The organism is Sphingopyxis sp. QXT-31 (genome assembly GCF_001984035.1).
Taxonomy (GTDB): domain Bacteria; phylum Pseudomonadota; class Alphaproteobacteria; order Sphingomonadales; family Sphingomonadaceae; genus Sphingopyxis.
The window spans coordinates 873,159-892,440 of sequence record NZ_CP019449.1; the positions used below are offsets into that span (position 1 = coordinate 873,159).

Annotated in this window: 15 protein-coding genes; 6 read left to right on the plus strand and 9 right to left on the minus strand. The window is 66.3% G+C overall.

The features are described 5' to 3' along the window. Positions 1–4 precede the first annotated feature (4 nt). Positions 5–1,333, plus strand: a complete 1,329-nt coding sequence (locus tag BWQ93_RS04300) for an amidohydrolase (RefSeq protein ID WP_156878133.1) — start codon at positions 5–7, stop codon at positions 1,331–1,333. 35 nt (positions 1,334–1,368) lie between these two features. On the opposite strand, the gene BWQ93_RS04305 is transcribed toward BWQ93_RS04300, so the two are convergent. Then, a complete protein-coding gene (locus BWQ93_RS04305; RefSeq protein WP_077029438.1) occupies positions 1,369–2,379 on the minus strand; it encodes a DUF3800 domain-containing protein in 1,011 nt (336 codons plus the stop codon). A 155-nt stretch (positions 2,380–2,534) separates the two neighbouring features. Next, positions 2,535–2,837 carry a GIY-YIG nuclease family protein gene (locus BWQ93_RS04310; RefSeq protein ID WP_077029439.1) on the minus strand — a complete coding sequence of 101 codons (303 nt, stop codon included), beginning with the start codon at positions 2,835–2,837 and terminating at the stop codon, positions 2,535–2,537. 391 nt (positions 2,838–3,228) lie between these two features. Between BWQ93_RS04310 and BWQ93_RS04315 the strand changes: the two genes are divergently transcribed. Further along, complete coding sequence (locus tag BWQ93_RS04315) at positions 3,229–4,035, plus strand: helix-turn-helix domain-containing protein (protein ID WP_077032197.1); 807 nt, start codon at positions 3,229–3,231, stop codon at positions 4,033–4,035. A 40-nt stretch (positions 4,036–4,075) separates the two neighbouring features. Here BWQ93_RS04315 and BWQ93_RS04320 read toward each other — a convergent pair whose 3' ends face one another. Both BWQ93_RS04320 and BWQ93_RS04325 read right to left on the minus strand, forming a co-directional pair. Beyond that, positions 4,076–4,957 (minus strand): alpha/beta hydrolase family protein, encoded by an 882-nt coding sequence (locus BWQ93_RS04320; protein ID WP_077029440.1) that lies wholly within the window; start codon positions 4,955–4,957, stop codon positions 4,076–4,078. Between the two features lies 1 nt (position 4,958). Further along, complete coding sequence (locus tag BWQ93_RS04325) at positions 4,959–5,726, minus strand: crotonase/enoyl-CoA hydratase family protein (RefSeq protein WP_077029441.1); 768 nt, start codon at positions 5,724–5,726, stop codon at positions 4,959–4,961. 238 nt (positions 5,727–5,964) lie between these two features. Between BWQ93_RS04325 and BWQ93_RS20695 the strand changes: the two genes are divergently transcribed. Beyond that, the gene (locus BWQ93_RS20695; protein WP_156878134.1) at positions 5,965–6,138 is read left to right on the plus strand and encodes a hypothetical protein; all 174 of its coding nucleotides are present in this window, start codon (positions 5,965–5,967) and stop codon (positions 6,136–6,138) included. A gap of 72 nt (positions 6,139–6,210) precedes the next feature. After that, positions 6,211–7,203, plus strand: coding sequence for a TerC family protein (locus BWQ93_RS04330; protein WP_077029442.1), 993 nt, complete (start codon positions 6,211–6,213; stop codon positions 7,201–7,203). A 120-nt stretch (positions 7,204–7,323) separates the two neighbouring features. On the opposite strand, the gene BWQ93_RS04335 is transcribed toward BWQ93_RS04330, so the two are convergent. The 5 genes from BWQ93_RS04335 to BWQ93_RS04355 all read right to left on the minus strand — a co-directional run bounded on the left by BWQ93_RS04335 (position 7,324) and on the right by BWQ93_RS04355 (position 14,010). Next, positions 7,324–9,150, minus strand: a complete 1,827-nt coding sequence (locus BWQ93_RS04335; RefSeq protein ID WP_077029443.1) for an alpha/beta fold hydrolase — start codon at positions 9,148–9,150, stop codon at positions 7,324–7,326. A 234-nt stretch (positions 9,151–9,384) separates the two neighbouring features. Then, entirely contained in the window at positions 9,385–9,684 is a 300-nt protein-coding gene (locus BWQ93_RS04340) for a hypothetical protein (RefSeq protein ID WP_077029444.1), read from the minus strand. A 129-nt stretch (positions 9,685–9,813) separates the two neighbouring features. Next, positions 9,814–11,382, minus strand: coding sequence for a flavin monoamine oxidase family protein (locus BWQ93_RS04345; RefSeq protein ID WP_077029445.1), 1,569 nt, complete (start codon positions 11,380–11,382; stop codon positions 9,814–9,816). Between the two features lie 56 nt (positions 11,383–11,438). Further along, a complete protein-coding gene (locus BWQ93_RS04350) occupies positions 11,439–12,125 on the minus strand; it encodes a hypothetical protein (protein ID WP_232314735.1) in 687 nt (228 codons plus the stop codon). A gap of 292 nt (positions 12,126–12,417) precedes the next feature. Next, positions 12,418–14,010 (minus strand): isocitrate lyase, encoded by a 1,593-nt coding sequence (locus tag BWQ93_RS04355; protein WP_077029447.1) that lies wholly within the window; start codon positions 14,008–14,010, stop codon positions 12,418–12,420. Positions 14,011–14,171: 161 nt separating this feature from the next. Here BWQ93_RS04355 and BWQ93_RS04360 point away from each other — a divergent pair, with 161 nt between their 5' ends. Continuing rightward, positions 14,172–15,560, plus strand: coding sequence for a helix-turn-helix domain-containing protein (locus BWQ93_RS04360; protein WP_077029448.1), 1,389 nt, complete (start codon positions 14,172–14,174; stop codon positions 15,558–15,560). A gap of 42 nt (positions 15,561–15,602) precedes the next feature. Then, positions 15,603–19,196, plus strand: coding sequence for a class I SAM-dependent DNA methyltransferase (locus BWQ93_RS04365; RefSeq protein WP_077029449.1), 3,594 nt, complete (start codon positions 15,603–15,605; stop codon positions 19,194–19,196). The last annotated feature ends 86 nt before the right edge of the window (positions 19,197–19,282 follow it).

Consider the following 19,282-nt stretch of genomic DNA (forward strand, 5'->3'; position numbering starts at 1 on the left):
TAAAATGCGGATTTTACTCGCGGGCGTCGCAGCCCTCGCTTTCTCGATGCCCGCGGCGGCGCAGGATGCCGACCCCGCGATCAAGGCAGAGATCGCGAAGGACATGCCGTCGCTGATGGCGATCTATGCCGATCTGCACGCCAACCCCGAGCTCAGCTTCATGGAGGTCCGCTCGGCGGGCATCATGGCGGCCGAGGCGCGCAAGCTGGGGTTCAAGGTCACCGAAAAGGTCGGCGGCACGGGCATCGTCGCGGTGATGGAGAACGGCCCCGGCCCAGTGGTGATGCTGCGCGCCGACATGGACGGGCTGCCGGTGATCGAGCAGACCGGGCTGCCCGGCGCGTCGAAGGTCCGCGTGACGACCAAGGAAGGCGTCGAGACCGGGGTGATGCATGCCTGCGGCCACGACACGCATATGACCGCCTGGGTCGGCACCGCGCGGCGCATGGCGGCGAACAAGGATAAATGGTCGGGCACGCTGGTCATGATCGGCCAGCCCGCCGAGGAACGCGGCGCGGGCGCGCGCATGATGCTCGAGGATGGGCTCTACACGCGCTTCCCCAAACCCCAATATGCCCTCGCATTCCACGACGCGGCGCAATTCCCCGCGGGGCAGATCGGCTATACCCCGGGCTACGCGCTCGCCAATGTCGACAGCGTCGACATATTGGTGAAGGGCGTCGGCGGGCACGGCGCCTATCCGCAGACGACCAAGGATCCGATCGTGCTCGCGAGCCGCATCGTCGGCGCGCTGCAGACGCTCGTCTCGCGCGAGATTAGCCCGCTCGACAGCGCGGTGGTGACCGTCGGCAGCTTCCACGCGGGCGCCAAGCACAATATCATCTCCGACGAGGCGCGGCTGCAGCTGACCGTGCGCAGCTACACCGACGAGGTGCGGGGTCACCTGCTGAGCGGCATCGAGCGCATCGCCAAGGGCGAGGCGATCGCCGCGGGTATGCCCGACGACCGCATGCCGGTGGTGAGCGTGCAGAAGGACGAATATACCCCCGCGACCTACAACACCCCCGATTTCACCGAGGAAATGGCGGCGTTCCTCAAGACGCGTTTCGGCGAGGCGCGTGTGACGCAGATGCCCCCGGTGATGGGCGGCGAGGATTTCAGCCGCTATTCGCGCGACGCCAACAAGGATGTGAAGAGCCTGATCATCTGGGTCGGCGGCGTCCCGCACGCCGAATATGAGGCGGCGAAGAAGGCGGGGAAGGCTCTACCGAGTTTGCACTCACCCTTCTGGGCGCCCGAGGCGGATACGGTGATCGAGACCGCGACCGAGGCGCTGACGGGGATGGCGATGAAGTTGATGGGGAAGGGGTAGATGGCGGTAGCGAGGGCTTCTTATGGAGCCGACAGTTAAGCTCGGTTCCGTGCATCATCGCCGATATCCGGAAAGCCCTCGACGCGCTTTGACCTTTCGATGTCGTCCGCGAAATGCTTCATCCAATCTGGATCGTCGGCATCGGCAATCAATACATTACCTGTCGCGATACGTCGGCGAAAGTCCCTATCTGCGCGACCGCGCTCGCAGAGATAGCTGTCCGTGTTGAACAATCCATGGTTTGCGGCAGAAAACCATACGGGAACGTTTGTGGTTGCCGGGCCTTCCTCAGGGCCTAGAATAGCGTTGACCAAGTCTGATCCATGGCTTTGCTTTGTAGCAAAGCGCCGAAAGCTAAATGCTATGACATCGGCGAGTTGCAAAAGGCTAGCCTCGCCTTTCCCCAGAAACTTTGGCTGATCTATGATGTTCTCAATGTGGTGACTCTGAGGTAACGGCGGCTCGTTCAGGCGCTGCTCCGCAATACCCTGCATTTGCCCGTCGATTGGTACCTGAAGAACGACATCACGGAGCCACAATCCGTGTTTAGTTAGAAGGCCTTGCATCTGAGAGACAGCCTCCGCCAAGACGATTCCTTTTTCCTTGCCGCCAAGATATTTTTTTAGAAAAAAATCTGCTCGTTCCATGCAGAAGCCAAATGCTAAAAAATGGTTGTATTGATTAGAAGTCATACGAGGCCGACCCGGCCTTGCGCTATCCAATATCTTCGTAAAATCGAGCTTTTCGGAGTAGGAAACGGCGATCGGGATATCGTGCACGAAGGGGAGACACGCAATTTCTTTCAAGAAATCTAATCTATCGTGCCCGGCCCAGTGATCGCGCATGCCCTTTTTGCCGTGGAAAATGTCCGTTGCATGGATATAGAAACCGTCCCTCAATGGGGCCGGCACCCTTTCGGAAACCACACGCGCGATTTCTGCTTCGAGTAATTCTGCTTCCGATTTTTCATCTACGACGACGGCTGCCACTACGACGACCGGTTCCTGTTCGGAGGTGCCCGCCTCATCAGTGTAGATTAGTCGCATATCAGCTATTGATGCCAGACTTCCCCTTTGAGTGGAAGTCGATAGATAATGGGCTATGGTAGTGTGTCAGCGGAACCTCTCGTCAAGCCGGGGGTGACGTTATGGGGACCGCCTTTTTATGTCGTCACCCCGGGCTTGACCCGGGGTCCCGCTTGTCATCCCGCCAAGATATCGAACAAATCCTGCCATTCGGGATTGCCGTGCTCGATCAGCTCGAACTTCCATTGCCGATGCCAGCGCTTGAGGCGCTTTTCGTGCGCGATGCAGGCGGCGATGTCGTCGCTGCGTTCGGCCCAGACCAGCCGGGTAAGGCCGTATCTCGCACAGAAGTCCGACCCGTCGCCGGTGCGGTGCTGGTGGATGCGGGCGGGGAGGTCGGCGGTGACGCCGACATACATCGTGCCGCGGTAGCGGTCGGCCATGATGTAGACCCAGCCGCCTTTTGTCTCGCGATCCATGGCGTTAGCTTCGATTAAGCGGGACCCCGGGTCAAGCCCGGGGTGACGGGGCAGGGAGCACCTCCCTCCTTCGATCCTCAAGCTTCGATCCTATTTTGCACCTCAAGCCGAAAAACCCCTTTCCTAATAATTTTCGCTGTGGTTCATACTTCGCGATGAGCATTCCCGCACCCATCCCGGTCCCGCTTCCGCCCCCGCGGAACAGCGCGCAGCCCCATGCATTCCGGCTTCCTCGCACCGGCGCTACACGACAATGCCATTGGGCTGAACTTTACTGAACTTTGGAGCGTGCCGCGCCCGACTTCTCCCCCGCCGCCGCTTCCCAAATAAATTGGGATGGACCTGTTCGCGGCGCTATGGTGAGCAACGCCCTATGTCCGCCAACGACCCCATGACCGGCTTGTCCGCGAGCCTGACCGACCGCGAGATGGAAGTCCTGCGCCTGCTAGTCGCCGGGCATACCGTCAAGACGATCGCGGCGCGGCTGGGGCGCTCGGAAACCTCGATCAACGAGCGGCTCCGCACCGCGCGCCGCAAGACCGGCGTCGGCAGCAGCCGCGAACTGGCGCGCCTGCTCGACCTCCAGAAAAATTGTGACAAAAAAATCGATCTTCCGGGACGGGACTTCGCCGGGACAGACCTTTCGCACACCGCGGCCATGGGGGTTCGCGGTTCGAAAGGAATGATCGTCATGCTCATCGCAATACCCCTGGCCGCCGCCGGCCTCATGCTCGCCGCCGCCCCGTCCGCCGACCAGGCCGCGGCGCCGAACGCCGTTTCCAGCCCCGCATCGGCAGAGCTGCCGCTCGCCGGGAGCTGGTCGCTCGACACCTCCGAGATGCCCGTAAGCGAGCGGCCGCAGCGGGTGACCATCGCTTTCGATGCTGCGCCCGACGGCAAATGGAAAACGCGCGTCGAAATCGTCGCGCCCGACGGATCGAGCCGATATTCGGAATCGACCGCGGCGCTCGACGGCGTCCCGGTGCCGATCACGGGCAATATGGATTTCATCGACAGCGTGGCGCTGCGCCAGCCGGCGCCCGACACGTTGGTGATGACCTTGGGCAAGGCCGGCGCGCGCGTGTCGACCCGGGTCTACACCGTCGCCAAGGACCGCGAATCCATGACCGAAACGATCGTCTGGTCGGTGGGCAGCCGCGAGAAGCTGGAAACGACGCGCTTCAACCGCCTCGATTGATCGCGCTTCGGCGCCGGTTGCGGCGGCGGGCCGCGGTGGCTCAGTCCCCGGCTTTCAGGGTTTCCAGCCACCGCAGAACCTCCGCCTGCAACCGCACCCGCGCGTCCGACCAGCTATGGTCGGTCGCGACGTGCAGCGTCTTCAGCTTCGTCCCGCCGCCATCGCGGATCGCCTTCGCCAGCGCGTCGGTACCCGGCGCCAGCCCGTCGTCGGAGGAGAGGATGAAGAGGTCAGTCGCGGCCAGCGCGGGGGCGGCCTCGAGCCAGTCGAAGGCGTCGGCGTGCGCGATCAGCTCGTCGGCCATGATCTCGGGCGAGGTGCCGGCGAGGGCTTCCTGGCCGTTGGCTTTCATGCCCGCTGCGAGCTGTTCGCGCGGGGCCTTGCCGAAGGCGCCCAGATTGGCGGCGGAGATCATCGCGGCGCCGAGCAGCTTCTTGTCCTTCGCCGCGGTGAGCGCAGTGACCCAGCCGCCCATGCTGTGCCCCATGATCACGAGCCGCGCCGGGTCGACGCGCAGCTTCGCGGCATGGGCGGGGTCGCGCGCGAAGGCGAGCACCGCCGCGGCGTCCTCGAGATTCTGGGCAAAGCGATAGTGGCCGGGGCTGCCCCACGATCCGCGATAGTTGAAGGCGATCACGGTCCAGCCCGCACGCCGCATAGCCTGCGCGAGGTCGAGGCTCTTTTCGTTGCCGGGCAGGCCGTGGCAGAGGATGACCGTCGGATGCGGCCCGGCGCCCGCGGCGACGTAGGCGATGCCGTTGATCTCGACCCGGCCGCTCGGGATATGGATCACCTCCATCGCGGCAGGGTGCTCCTTGTCGGCGGGCGGGTCGGTGTAGATCGCGGCGGGGAGCTCGGCTGGCTGCGCCAAAGCGGGGAGGGGCAGGGCGAGCAGCGCGATGGCGACGAGTGTGCGGTTCATGTCAGTCTCCCTTGAACGCCGCGAAGCTGCCGCTGCGCCCTTCGCCTTCGGTAAAGCGCCGCGCCCCCGCCGCGGCGCCTTCGCGCAGGGGGGCGACGCCGGCATGGGCTTCGTGGGCGAGCGCGGCTTCGAGGTCGTGATCCCACTGGCGATACGCGCTCAGGCGGTCGCTGGTCATGCAGAGCTGGGGAAAGGCGGCGATCTGCCTGGCCAGCGCGATCGCCGCGGAAAGCGCCTCGCCATCGGGGACGACGCGGTCGGCGAGGCCGATGCGCTGGGCTTCGTCGGCGTCGACGGGGCGGCCGGTGAGGATCATGTCGAGCGCGCGGCCCTGGCCGACGATCCGCGGCAAGCGCACCGTCCCGCCGTCGATCAGCGGCACGCCCCAGCGGCGGCAATAGACCCCGAACACCGCGCTCTGGGCGGCGACGCGCAGGTCGCACCACAAGGCGAGCTCGAGGCCGCCGGCGACGGCATGCCCCTCGACCGCCGCGATCACCGGCTTGTCCAGCAGCATCCGCGTCGGACCCATCGGGCCGGGGCCGTCGGGGTCGTAACGGCTCGCCCCGACCGCGGTCAGGTCGAAACCCGCGCAGAAATGGCCGCCGCTGCCGGTGAGGATCGCGACGCGCGCATCCTCGTCGGCGGCGAAATCGGCAAAGGCGCTACGCAGTCCCTCGGCGGTCGCGGGATCGACGGCGTTGCGCTTCGCCGGCCGGTCGATGGTGATGATGAAGACCGGGCCGTCGCGGCCCACCAGCACGGACATTACGCCTTCCCTTTCGGCTTGTGCATAAGCATGGCGCGGCGGGGGGTTGAAAGCCAGCCCCGCATTACTTAAATAATAGGTGTGCGGGCCGGGCCCCTCTGGCGTCGGCGGAATTCTGTTCCGCCCACGTGATGTCGGACCGCATCGGGTAACTCCGATGCTGGCCCTTCCGTCCCCCCAACACGGAAATCCCAGCATAGGCAGTCACCTGTTTGAGTTCGCTCGATCAGGAGGTTTTATGTCTTTGAACAAACGCTTTTACAGCCTGTCGCTGCTCCACCGCCGCCTCGACGAGGCGATGCGGCGCGAGCGCGGCCGCGACCCGCTGCGCCTGCTCCGGCTGCGCGCGCTGAAGCTGGCGGTGAAACGCCGGCTCGCCGCACTGATGCACCGCCCCGCGCTCGCGCGCTGATCCACCGACAATCGAAGGGGCATGCGCGCGCCGCGATGGCTGCGCGCATGACCCCGTACCAGGGATAAAAAGATGGAATTTCTCACCGCAGACTGGCTGGGCACCCCGGCCTGGTTCTGGCTGGCCTTCATCGGGCTGGTCATCGTGCTGACCGCCTTCGACCTCGGCTTCCTGAACAAGGACGACAAGGAGATGGGGATCGGCGAGAGCCTGAAGCTCTCCGCCTTCTACATCAGCATCGCGCTCGCGTTCGGCGCGTGGGTCTGGGCCGCGAAGGGCGGCGAGGCGGGCCTGCAATATTACACCGGCTTCTTCATCGAGAAGGCGCTGTCGATCGACAATATCTTCGTGATCTCGCTGATCTTCAGCAGCTTCGCGATCCCGCCGCGCTACCAGTATCGCGCCTTGCTGTGGGGCATTATCGCGGTGATCGTGCTGCGCGGCATCATGATCGCGGGCGGCGCGGCGCTGGTCACCGAATATGGCTGGATCCTCTACATCTTCGCGGCGTTCCTGATCTTCACCGGCGTGAAGATGCTGTTCGCGAAGGACGATGCGCCGATGGACATCAAGGGCAATCCCGCGGTCAAATGGCTGTCGCGCCACATCCCGCTGACCCACGAACTCCACGGCGAAAAGTTCTTCGTGAAGGTGCCCGACGGCAAGACGGGCAAGCTGGTACGCGCAGCGACGCCCTTGTTCCTGGCGCTGGTCGTGATCAACCTCGCCGACCTTATCTTCGCGGTCGATAGCGTGCCGGCGATCTTCGCGATCACCACCGACACCTTCATCGTCTACACCTCGAACATCATGGCGATCCTCGGCCTGCGCGCGCTCTACTTCGCGCTGTCGGCGATGGTGCACCGCTTCCACTACCTCAAATATGCGCTCGCGCTGGTGCTGGTGTTCATCGGGTCGAAGATCTTCGTCGCGGACTTCCTCATGGACGGTGGCAAATTCCCGCCGCTGATCAGCCTGGGCGTCACCGTCGCGCTGATCGCGGGCGGGGTGATCTGGTCGCTGGTCAAGACCCGCGGCGAACCGCTGGTGATCGACGACAAGTAGCAATGCGGCGCGCCGGCACCCCCCCAATGGGGATGTGGGCGCGCCGATTCGCCACTTAAAAAGCAGCGGCATAGGCCCATTGGGCCACCGAGCATGCGTTGGGGGAGGGGGAACGCTTCCTTAGCGCCCTGGTTGCCGCGGCTTTCGCGATTTCTGCGACCCTTCGTGGAGGGCCGCGGCGACCAGGTCCGGATGCTGGATATGGAGCAGCCGCCCCGCGCCCGCGATGCGCTGCGCGCCGGCACCCGGCCAAGCAGCGAGCAGGCGCGGCCAGCTGTCCTCGGGCCGGTACATCGCATCCTCCTCGCCCGACAGGATCGTGATGAAGCCGCCGTCGGCGATCGGCGGCGGCTGGCCGCAGAGTTCCGCGATGCTCAGCGCCTCGAGCCCGACCCCGCCCTGGATCGCCGCGAGGCGCGTCGCATAGACATAGGCGCGGCGGACCTCGGGATCGGCGAAGATGCGCTGGTCGGCGGCGCTGCCCCCGAACATGCGGCTCGCGATGCGCTCGATCACGCTGTCGGAGAGATGCGCCGACAGATAGCGCGTCAGCGGGCCGATCTTGCGCGGCAGCGTATAGAAGATGCGCTTGTAGCTGCCCTGGATGCCCGCCATGCGCGCATCGTCGTAGGGAGCTGGCTCGGGGTTGAGCACTACCGCGTGGGCGATTCGGTCGCGATGATGCGCGGCAAGCTCGGCGAGCAGCATCGTGCCGCCGCGCGCGATGACATGGAATGTTTCGGCGCCGAGATGGTCGGCGACATCCAGTGCGTCTCGCGCGGCCTGCGGCGTGTAATCGCCGCCGATCATGTCGGTGAAGCCATAGCCGGGGCGGTCGATCATCACCGGGCGCAGGCCCAGTTCCTGCAGCCGCGCGATATAGCTTCGGGGGTAGTAGCGGCTGGTCGTCGCGGTGTGGAAATGGAGCGCGGGGATGCGCCCCTTCGGCCCATAATCGGCGAAGGCGATACGCCCGGCGCGGTCGCCCGAGCGCGAAATCAGGCGCAGCGGTTCGCTCGCGGCGGCAAGGTCGGTCGCGCCGATGTCCGACGCGGCGAGCAGCCGCGCGGCGATGCCGAGCTGCGCCGCGACGACCGACAGCCCCACCGACGAGGTCACCCCGACGAGCTGGAACAGGATCTTGAGCTCGGCCTTGGCGGTCTCGCGCCCGAGGCCGAGCCGGCGCGCCGCCTCGTCGCGCGTCGAGCCGAGCGCGATGAGCCGCGCGAGCGCGACCTGCCGGTCGCTGAGTCCGATCGCCAGCTGCAGATGGTCGCCGAGGTGGATCGGGCTGGGGTCGTCGATCGCGTCGAGCTGGAGCGCGGTGGCGACGAGCGCGCCCTGCCGCGCAAAGCCGCTCTTCGCCAGCGCCGCCTTGATCGCGCCGCGCGCGGTTTCGTAGCCGATCGCTTCGGCGGCCGCGGCGGTGCGGAGATCGCCGGTGCGCGCCAGCGCGGCGAGCAGGCGGCTCTCGCGCGGGGTCAGCGCGAGCATCCGGCCCGCGCGCACCAGGCCCTCGCTGCCGGGCAGCATTGCGCGGTGCGCGAGCAGGACATGGCTCGCCGCGGCATCGGGGTGGGCACGGCGCCAGGCGGCGGCGGGCGGCCAGCGCGCGGCGAGCGCGAGCGGGACGGTGAGCACGATGAGCGGCGGGGCGTCGTCCTGCGCGACGAAGCTCAGCGCTGCATGGTCGGGCGGCGCGGCGATCTCGCCATGGTGGAGCGCGTCGCTGAGTGCGGCGGCAGCGACGAGCAGCTGGTCGGGGGCGGTCCATTTCGCCGCGGCAGTCAGGCCGCCGACAGCGAACGCCTCGCCGAACATAGCGGCCGGGAGGCGCTGCTCCTGCGGTCTCGCCTCGCCGTCGTCGCCGATCCAGCGTGCGAGCGCCGCGACGAGGGCGTCGGGGCTATCGCCAAGCAGCGGGTCGACGGGGGAGGCGGCGGGCATTGCTTGGATACTATGCCGTGGCCGGGCGTCAGGTTGCAACCGGTGGGTTAGGGCAATGTTGGGTCGGCGTTTAGCGGACAAACCCCCCTATCAACCCCGTTTGTGTCCAGCGAAGTCGAGACACCGCGAAGGCGGGCGCTTTCCAAGCGTGTCTCGACTTCGCTCGACACGAACGGAATTAGAGGATGGCCTGATAGCCACCCTACGCGCGATGCACTCGAACCTCTTCCGCCTTCAAACCGCCAGCAGCAGCGTATCATCCTCATGCGGCGCAGCCGCCTCGAACGACGGCAGCGGCTCGAATTCCGCGTCCTGCAATTCGGTTACCGCCAGCCCATCGAGCTTGTAGTGGCCGAGCTTCCAGTCGTCGGGCGAGCGCCAGTTCTTGCTCAGATTGAGCGCGCTGACGAACAGGTCGCCGCGGCGCTCGAACATCTGGTGCGGCGCGAGCTGCATGACGTTTCCGTTATAGTGTGCGGTGACCATGCGGCGGCGAGCAATGGCTTCCATGAGCTGGAGACGGGTGTCGTTCATCGTGCCGCGCCCCGGGGAGAAAGGCGATTCTTGTTGTGCATTGCACCATAATGCACGCGCCTTGTGAACGTTCAAGGTCAGAATCGGAAAAAAGCTTGATGAATTGGAATGCGGCCGGGCGCGAGTGGGCTATGTCGCGGCGGCTTTGACCCTCAGGCTCGCCAGCACCGCCTCCGCCGCGAGCCGCCCGGTCTGCGCGCCGCCGTTCATATAGCCGGGGAAGGCATCGGACAGATGTTCACCCGCGAAGGCGATCGGGCCGGCGACGGCCTGCTGCGTCGCCTTGCCGTCCTCCTCGAGCCAGAAATGCGGCGCGAATCGCGTGAGTTGGCCGGGCTTGAAGGTCGAGTAAGCGCCGCGCGAAAAGGGATCCTTCACCCACGCGGTGCGGCGAAGACTACGCGCTTTCAGGCCGGGGACGGCGGGAGCGACCGCGGTTTCGGCGCGGCCGAGGACGTCATCAGGCTCGGCCGCATGCAGCGCGTCGACCTGATCGCCGCCGAAGAACCAGGTGAGCACCCCGGCCTCGCCCGGCTGCCCCGAACTCGCGTCCCAGAATTCGGAGAAGATACCGGGCCCCTTGGTGTCGACCGCCCAGGCGGCGCCCGCGGGGCCGGTCTTTTCCTCCCAGACGCGCTTGGCATAGCCGGCATTGATCTTGTCGTTGCGGCCGCTGTCGATCTCGGCGACCAGGGCGGCCCATTCCTTGGGCAGCAGCCCGCCATAATCGATCGTGCGCATCAGGGGGGCGGGCACGGTGACGATGACGCGGTCGACGCGGTCGCCCTTGCCATTGGCGAATTTGAGGTCGAGCGCGTCGTCGCGCTGCGCGATCGACACCAGCGCGTGGCCGGTCGAGATTTTCGCCATCAGCGGTTCGGACAGTGCCCTCACCACGCTCGACGAGCCGCCGGTCAGGATGAAGCGCTCATCGCTGAGCGAGATGAGTTCGGCCTGCTTTCCATCGACGACGGGCAGGTTGAAGAGCAACTCGATCGCCGAGGCGTCGCCGGGTTCGGCGCCGAATTCGGTGCGGATAGTGGCGTCGAGCAAGGCGCGGACGTGCGGCTTCATCAGCGCGGCATGCTGGTCGAGATAGGCGGTCACCGACATCGCGTCGAGCTTGGGCGCGACGCTATCGTAATCAGCGTCGAGCGCGGCGGCATCCTTGGCGATCTGCGCGGCGATGGCGCGCAGATCCTCGATCAGTTCGCTATCGCCGAGCAGGCGGCCGTCGGCGACATAGCGGCTGTGCGCGGCCATCGGCTTGCGGTCGATCAGCGCGATGCCGAAGCGCTTGGCGAGCGCGAGCATGTCGTCGTGGTCGGTGTTGATGAGGTTGCCGCCATCCTCGATATTGAGGCCCGGCTCGGGCAGGTTGTTCGCGGTGAGCACGCGCCCGCCGAGCCGCCCGCGCGCCTCGTAGAGATGCGCCTCGACCCCCGCGGCGGTGAGCGCGTCGAGCGCGACGAGCCCCGCGAGCCCGCCGCCGATGATCGCGACGCGCGTGCCCGCCTTGTCGGACGATGGAGCGAAGCAGCCCGCGAGCGGCAGCGCCGCGGTCGCACCGAGCGCGGCGAGCACGCGGCGGCGGGTGATGCCTTCGGGCAGCAGGATCGGCGGCTCGGCGCCCTCGCCGGCCAGATTGGCGCGCCGCGCCGCGTTGAGCAGCCCCCACAATGGCCCGGAACCCCGCATAACTCGCCTCCCTGTTGGCGCGCCCGACGGGAGGGTAGCATGATCGGGGCTGGTCGCTAACCCCGCTTGGTGCGGTAATCGATGCGGATGCGGACCCAGCTGCCGACGAGCGACTTGCCGCCGACGCGCGGCGGGCGCACGCGGAACTGCCAGGCGGCGGCGAGCACGGCGCGGTTGATCTGGGCGCCGTTCGGATATTCGTCGAGCCCGACGCAGTCCTCGACGCGGTAATCGGGCGCGGTGCGGCACGCGATCAGCCCCCAGCCGGGCCCGCCGGCGGTCGAGAGATAACCGCGAAGCTCGCCGTCGGTCGGCTCGCGATACCAGGCGGCGGCGTAGAGCGGCTCGCCGTTGGGCGCCGTGCCGACGCGCTCGGTGTCGCCAGAGCTTCGCGAGCCACCCTTGTTCGGCGGGCCGTAGGTTTGGCCGTTGGGGGGACGAACGCCGATCTTGGGGGGCGTGGGCGGCTGCGGCGGCGCGTTGGGGGTGGCGACCGGGGGTGGCGGCGGGACCTGTGCGGGTAGCGGCTCGGCGGGCTGCGGTTGGACGGGCTGCTCCGGGGTCGGCTGCTCGGGGGCGGTCTGCGCTTCGTTCTGCGCCTGCTCGCGGCTTTCGGGCGCGGGGGCCTCTTGCGCGAACTCAGCCGCCTCGAGGCGGACGACTGTGAGCGGGACCTCGACCTTCTCGGGCTCGTCGTCGAGGCCATAGGCGAGCAGCAGGAGCAGCAATGTCGCCGGGATCAACAGCGCGAGCGCGATGGCGATCGCGCGGCGGCCCGCGCCGATATTGATCTGTTCGCGATAGGGCGTGGCTGGGGAAGGGGTCAGCGGAGCAATCTTCGGTGGCGGCCGCGGGCGAGGGAGTCCGGCGCGACAGGCGCGGGGATAATGGTGTCGCGCGCCCTTGGCAAGCTAAGGCATCGCCCAAAAAAATGCCCGCCGGAAACCCCAAAGGGCTTCCGACGGACAGGCTTTCCTCCCCAGGAAAGCTCGGGGGGCGCGGGGCCGGGTCTCCGACCCCGCGCCAAACTGGTCGTTACGCGGCGAACTGGTTCATGGTATTGTCTTTACCGGCTGCTTTCAGAGCCGCTTCGCCGGCGAAATATTCCTTGTGATCGTCGCCGATGTCGCTTCCCGACATATTCTGGTGCTTCACGCAGGCGATACCTTGGCGGATCTCGGCGCGCTGGACGCCCTTGACGTAACCCAGCATCGCTTCGTCGCCGAAATATTCCTTGGCGAGATTGTCCGTGGACAAAGCGGCCGTGTGATAGGTCGGCAGCGTGATGAGGTGGTGGAATATGCCCGCCCGCTTCGCCGCGTCGCGCTGGAAGGTGCGAATGCGGTTGTCGGCCTCGTCGCCCAGTTCGGTGCCGTCGTAATCGACGCTCATCAGCTTGGCGCGGTCGTAGGCGCTGACGTCCTTGCCTTCCTTCTCCCAAGCGTCGAACACCTGCTGACGGAAGTTCAGCGTCCAGTTGAAGCTCGGCGAATTGTTGTACGCGAGCTTCGCATTGGGGACGACCTCGCGGATGCGGTCGACCATGCCGGCGATCTGCTCGATGTGCGGCTTTTCGGTTTCGATCCACAGCAGGTCGGCGCCGTTCTGCAGGCTCGCGATGCAGTCCATCACGCAGCGATCCTCGCCGGTTCCGGGGCGGAACTGATAGAGGTTCGAGGGCAGGCGCTTCGGACGCATCAGCTTGCCGTCGCGGTTGATCAGGACGTCGCCGGGATTGCCCGCGCCTTCGACCTCTTCGCAATCGAGGAAGCTGTTATACTGGTCGCCGAGGTCGCCGGGCTCTTTCGAGAAGGCGATCTGCTTGGTCAAACCCGCGCCGAGGCTGTCGGTGCGCGTCACGATGATGCCGTCCTCGACGCCGAGTTCCATGAAGGCGTAACGGCAGGCGCGGATCTTCGCGATGAAATCTTCGTGCGGCACGGTGACCTTGCCGTCCTGGTGGCCGCACTGCTTTTCGTCCGAGACCTGATTCTCGATCTGCAGCGCGCAGGCGCCCGCCTCGATCATCTTCTTGGCGAGCAGATAGGTCGCCTCGGCGTTGCCGAAGCCCGCGTCGATGTCGGCGATGATCGGCACGACGTGCGTTTCATGATTGTCGATCGCGGCCTGGATCTGCTTGGCCTTGAGCTCGTCGCCCTCGGCCCGCGCGGCGTCGAGGTCGCGGAACAGCATGCCGAGTTCCCGGGCGTCGGCCTGACGCAGGAAGGTGTAGATCTCCTCGATCAGCGCCGGAACGCTGGTCTTTTCGTGCATCGACTGGTCGGGCAGCGGGCCGAATTCGCTGCGCAGCGCCGCGATCATCCAGCCCGAAAGATAGATATAGCGGCCCTTGGTCGTGCCGAAATGCTTCTTGACCGAGATCATCTTCTGCTGCGCGATGAAGCCGTGCCAGCAGCCGAGCGACTGGGTGTAGTTGGCGGGATCGGCGTCATAGGCGGCCATGTCGGCGCGCATGATGCGCGCGGTGTAGCGGGCGACGTCGAGGCCGGTGCGGAACTTGTTCTGGGCGCGCATGCGGGCGATGCTCTCGCTGCTGATGCCGTCCCAAGTGCCGTCGTAATCGCGGATGAGGCGGCCGGTCTGCGCCATGTCTTCCTGATAGCCCATCGTCTTGTCCTTTCGGTGCGGCCAATCGGGGAGAGCGGCCGGGTGATGGGCAGGATGTGCCGCGCCGCAGCGCGAAAGTGAAAAGCTTTGTCAATAATATTTGTGAAATAGCGCGATAAGGTGTAAATCAGCGTGTAAATCAGTAAAGAAAGTTACAAGCCATGGCGGAGCGGCGGGTGTTTGCGGGGCCGGCGGTGCGCAAGGTAAGGCGCGAGGCGGCGATGACGCAGGCGGCGATGGCCGAGGCGCTCGATATTTCGCCGAGCTACCTCAACCTCATCGAACACGGGCAGCGGCCGCTCTCGGCCACCGTACTGGTCAAGCTCGCCGAGCGTTTCGGGTTCGACGCCGCGACGCTCGGTGCCGACGAGGTGCCGGGCGGCGCGGCGGGGCTGCGGCGGCGATTGGCCGACCCGCGCTTCGCCGACCTGGGCATCGGGGCGCAGGAGGTCGAGGAGTGGCTGCAGAGCGCCCCCGCCACCGCCGCAGCCTTCGCGCGGTTGTTCGATGCGGCGCCCGAGGCGCGCGGCGAGGGGGAGGGCGACGCGCCCGAAGTCGCCGCGGTGCGCCGTGCGATCGAGAAATGGCGCAATCATTTCCCCGATCTCGACGCGCGCGCCGAGGAACTGGCCGACGAACTGCGGCTGGCGGGTGGCGATCTGTATGGCACGATTTCGGAGCGGCTCCGCACGCGGCACCAGCTCGGCATCCGTATCCTGCCGTCGGACGTGATGCCCGACCGGCTGCGCTGGCTCGACTGGCACGCGCGGCAATTGATGCTGAGCGAGCTGCTCCGCCCCGCCTCGCGCACCTTTCAGGCGGCGGCGACGCTGGCGCAGGTCGAGGCGAAGGGCGAGATCGACGCGCTGGTCGCGGGGGCGGAGTTCGCCGAGCCGGCAGCGGCGCGCCTGTTCGAGCGGCATCTGGTCCATTATTTCGCCGCCGCGCTGATGATGCCCTACAGCCGTTTCCTGCGCGCGTGCGACGCGACGGGTTATGACCTGCTGCTGCTCCAGCGACGCTTCGGGGCGGGTTACGAGCAGGTCGCGCACCGGCTGACGACGCTGCAGCGCGTCGGCGCGCGCGGGCTGCCCTTCTTCATGCTGCGCATCGACCGCGCGGGACAGGGGTCGAAGCGCTATGCCGGGGCGAGCCAGTCGCCGCTGGTCGACGGCGACGCGCGCTGTCCCTTGTGGGGCGTGCACGAAGCGTTCGCGCGTCCGGGCGAGGTGGTCGCCGACCTGGTCGAGTTGGAGGATGGCACACGCTGGTTCACCCAGTCACGCTCGGTCGCGGCGCCGGGTGCCACGGGCAGCGGCACGCCCGCGCGCTTTGCCGTCTGCGTCGGCGTCGATGCCAAGGTCGCCGCGCCGCTGATCGCCGCGCGGGGGCTCGACCTGATGCGCTCGCCCGCGACGTCGGTCGGGCTCGGCTGCCGCCGCTGCACGCGCACCGGCTGCGTCCAGCGCTCGATGCCGCCGCTCGGCCGCCCGCTGCGTTTCCGCGAAGGCGAGCGCGGGGTGTCGGCGTTCGATTTTGCGGGCGATTGAATGGCCCTAGCCAGTTTCGCGATGGCCGACTAACGATAGCGCATGGGCGTCGGGGAAGTCAGCATCGAGCGGCTGGAAAAATTGGTCGCGGAGGTAAAGCCTTCGGGCGGTTCGGAAATGTCGAACTATCAGCTGTTTGTCGAGCGGCTGACCGGCGCGCTGGGCCTGCCCCAGCCCGAGTTCGCGCGCGAAGAGACGCGCTTCAACGACTATGTGTTCGAGCGCAACGTCACCTTTCGCCATCCGAACGGCACCAGCTCGACCGGCCGCATCGACTGCTACAAGCGCGGCTGTTTCATCCTGGAGGCCAAGCAGTCGGCGAAGCGCCAGCAGGTGGTCGAGACCGAGCAGCTGGCGCTGGCGGGGATCGAGACCGCGCAGAAGCTGGGCCAGGCCAAGCGCGGGACCAAGAGCTGGGACAAGGTGATGATCGCGGCGCGGCGACAGGCGGAGGATTATGCCCGCGCGCTGCCCGTCGACCATGGCTATCCGCCCTTCCTGCTGATCGTCGACGTCGGCCATGTGATCGAGGTCTATGCCGACTTTTCGGGCCTGGGGAAGAATTACGACCATTTCCCCGACCGCCACAGCTACCGCCTGTCGATGGACGATCTGCTGGACGGCGAGGTCCAGGCGCGGCTGGCGGCGATCTGGACCGATCCGCAGTCGCTGAACCCGACGCGCAAGTCGGCCGAGGTCACGCGCGACATCGCCGAGCGGCTGGCGCGGATCGCGAAGCGGCTGGAGAAGCGCTACGCACCGGTTGAGATCGCCGAATTCCTGATGCGCTGCCTGTTCACGATGTTCGCCGAGGATGTCGGGTCGGATAACGAGGCCGAGCGGCTGATCCCCAACAAGGGGTTCGAGACGTTGCTGCACCAGATGATCGACACGCCGCAGCATTTTGCCCCGGCGCTGGAAAGCCTTTGGCGGATCATGAACAGCGGCGGTTATGAATCGCGGCTCAACGCGACGATCAAGAAATTTAACGGTGGCCTGTTCCGCGATGTCCGCGCGCTGCCGCTGGATCAGGACGATATCATCGAGCTGCACAATGCCGCGCGGCGCGGCTGGGGCGAGGTCGAGCCGGCGATTTTCGGGACCTTGCTGGAAAGCGCGCTCGATCCCGCCGAACGGTCGCAACTGGGCGCGCATTATACGCCGCGGCCCTATGTCGAGCGGCTGGTGATCCCGACGATCATGGAGCCGCTGCGCGCCGACTGGGCCGAGGTCAAGGCGCAGGTCGAGGATCTGCATCGGCAGGGCGACCACGCGCGCGCGTTGCAGGCGGTGCGCGATTTCCATCACCGGCTGTGCACCACGCGCGTGCTCGATCCGGCGTGCGGCACCGGCAATTTCCTCTATGTCAGCCTGGAACTGATGAAGCGCCTGGAGGGCGAGGTGCTCGACGCGCTCGACGCGCTGGGCGAGAATGAATCGAAGCTGCTGCTCGACGGCGAAACGGTCAGCCCGCGCCAGTTCTTCGGGCTGGAGCTCAATCCGCGCGCGGTGCCGATCGCCGGCCTGGTGCTGTGGATCGGCTTCCTGAAATGGCAGCTGAAGACCGTCGATGCCAAGGACATCCCCGAGCCGATCCTGAACGCCTATGGCACCATCCGCCATCAGGACGCGCTGATCGCCTATGACGGCAAGGAACTGGCGCGCGACAAGCAGGGGCTGCCGATCAGCATCTGGGACGGGGTGACGAAGAAACTGCATCCGATCACCGGCGAGGAAGTTCCCGACGAGACGGCGCGCAAGGAGACCTATGTCTATGTAAAGCCGCGGCGCGCCGACTGGCCGGAGGCGGAGTATATCGTCGGCAATCCGCCCTTCATCGGCGGCAAGGACATGCGCGCCGAACTGGGCGACGGCTATGCCGAGGCGTGCTGGAAGGTGCGGCCCGACGTGCCCGGCGGCGCCGATTTCGTCATGCATTTCTGGGACGAGGCGGCGCGGCGGCTGACCGCCAAGCCCGCGAAGAAAGGCGCGGCCAACCCGCTGCGCCGCTTCGGCTTCATCACCACCAATTCGATCACCCAGACCTTCAGCCGCCGCGTCGTCGAGCGCTGGATGAACGCGAGGGAGCCGCTGAGCCTGGTCTATGCGGTGCCCGACCATCCGTGGATGAAATCGGCCGACAAGGCGGCGGTGCGGATTGCGATGACGGTAGCGCAGGCGGGCAACCATGAGGGCGTGCTCGCGGAGGTGGTGAGCGAGGCGGAGCTGAATACCGATACGCCGAAGGTGGAATTGGAGCGGCGTGAGGGGAAGGTGACGTCGCAGCTGACCATTGGTGCCGACTTGTCGGCCGCGGGTCCTCTGCTCGCCAATGAAGCCTTGGCGAGCCGTGGTATATCGTTGCACGGAGCGGGCTTCATCGTAACGCCGAAAGAAGCCGCTGGCTTAGGACTTGGAAGCGTCGCTGGTCTGGAGGCGCACATCCTGCATTATCGCCATGGCCGCGATTTGGCGCAGCGCCCGCGCGGAGTGATGGTAATCGACTTATTTGGCCTCACTGCCGATCAGGTAAGAGACCGGTATCCAGCAGTGTATCAGCGCGTGGCCGATCTGGTGAAGCCGGAACGGGATCAAAATAACAGGGCAACGCGGCGGGAGAATTGGTGGCTTTTCGGCGAACTTGCTCCGGCTTTTCGTGAATATTCTGCGGACCTAAACCGCTACATAGCCACCGTCGAGACCTCTAAGCATCGCTTCTTTCAATTTCTCGATGCAGGTGTTCGGCCCGACAACATGCTCGTTGCGATTGGGTTAGATAGTTCGTTGACGCTATCTTTTCTCGCATCGAGACTGCATGTGCATTGGGCCATCAACCTCGGCGGATGGCTGGGAATGGGCAATGATCCCCGATACTCAAAAACGCGGACTTTTGACCCATTTCCCTTTCCCCTGACCACCAGCCCTCGCCTAACCGAACTCGGCGAGCGCCTCGACGCCTTCCGCAAAGAACGGCTTGCCGCGCATGATTTTCTGACGATGACCGGGCTCTACAATGCGCTGGAGCGGTTGCGCGAGCTCGATGCCGGGATAGGCGATCCGCTGACCGAGGCCGAGCGCGACGTCTATGACGTTGGGCAGATCGCGATTCTCAAGGAACTGCACGACGAAATCGATCGCGAGGTGTTCGCCGCCTATGGCTGGAGCGACCTCGGCGCGCGGCTGGTCGGCAAGCCGGGGGGCACTACGCCGAGCCCGCACAAGAGCGCCGACCAGGAGGAGGCCGAGGAAGAATTGCTCGTCCGCCTCGTCGCGCTCAACCAGGAACGCGCCGCGGAGGAAAAGGCGGGCATCGTCCACTGGCTGCGCCCCGATTTTCAGAAGCCGCGGCTGGCCGCGAAGATCAAGGGCGGGGTCCAGATCGAGGCCGATCTGGGCGAGGCGGCGGCGGTCGACGAGGTCAAATGGCCGAGCGACGGGCTGGACCAGATCCGGTCGGTCCGCGACATTCTGGCCCGCGCCGCGGCGCCGATCTCGATCCCCGCGCTGGCGGCCAGCTTTGCCGGGCGCAACTCCCCCAAGCGCCGCGAGCGCGTCGAACAGGTGCTGGAAACCCTGGTCGCGACCGGCGCCGCGCGCCGCGACGAGGCGGCGGGCGGCTATTATCTGCCCAAGTGAGGCCGGGCCTCGATCCGCCAGGACATCCGGATATTTGCGCATTTAACCAGCCCCGCAAACTGCCGTTAAACATCGTGGCGGGCGCC

Coding starts and splice junctions, on each gene's coding strand:
- BWQ93_RS04310 (WP_077029439.1), bottom strand. CDS start 2,837: ATGGATCGCGAGACAAAAGGCGGCTGGGTCTACATCATGGCCGACCGC.
- BWQ93_RS04335 (WP_077029443.1), bottom strand. CDS start 9,150: ATGCCCGCCGCCTCCCCCGTCGACCCGCTGCTTGGCGATAGCCCCGAC.
- BWQ93_RS04325 (WP_077029441.1), bottom strand. CDS start 5,726: ATGTCCGTGCTGGTGGGCCGCGACGGCCCGGTCTTCATCATCACCATC.
- BWQ93_RS04330 (WP_077029442.1), top strand. CDS start 6,211: ATGGAATTTCTCACCGCAGACTGGCTGGGCACCCCGGCCTGGTTCTGG.
- BWQ93_RS04355 (WP_077029447.1), bottom strand. CDS start 14,010: ATGGGCTATCAGGAAGACATGGCGCAGACCGGCCGCCTCATCCGCGAT.
- BWQ93_RS04300 (WP_156878133.1), top strand. CDS start 5: ATGCGGATTTTACTCGCGGGCGTCGCAGCCCTCGCTTTCTCGATGCCC.
- BWQ93_RS04345 (WP_077029445.1), bottom strand. CDS start 11,382: ATGCGGGGTTCCGGGCCATTGTGGGGGCTGCTCAACGCGGCGCGGCGC.
- BWQ93_RS04315 (WP_077032197.1), top strand. CDS start 3,229: ATGACCGGCTTGTCCGCGAGCCTGACCGACCGCGAGATGGAAGTCCTG.
- BWQ93_RS04305 (WP_077029438.1), bottom strand. CDS start 2,379: ATGCGACTAATCTACACTGATGAGGCGGGCACCTCCGAACAGGAACCG.
- BWQ93_RS04320 (WP_077029440.1), bottom strand. CDS start 4,957: ATGAACCGCACACTCGTCGCCATCGCGCTGCTCGCCCTGCCCCTCCCC.
- BWQ93_RS20695 (WP_156878134.1), top strand. CDS start 5,965: ATGTCTTTGAACAAACGCTTTTACAGCCTGTCGCTGCTCCACCGCCGC.
- BWQ93_RS04360 (WP_077029448.1), top strand. CDS start 14,172: ATGGCGGAGCGGCGGGTGTTTGCGGGGCCGGCGGTGCGCAAGGTAAGG.
- BWQ93_RS04340 (WP_077029444.1), bottom strand. CDS start 9,684: ATGAACGACACCCGTCTCCAGCTCATGGAAGCCATTGCTCGCCGCCGC.
- BWQ93_RS04365 (WP_077029449.1), top strand. CDS start 15,603: ATGGGCGTCGGGGAAGTCAGCATCGAGCGGCTGGAAAAATTGGTCGCG.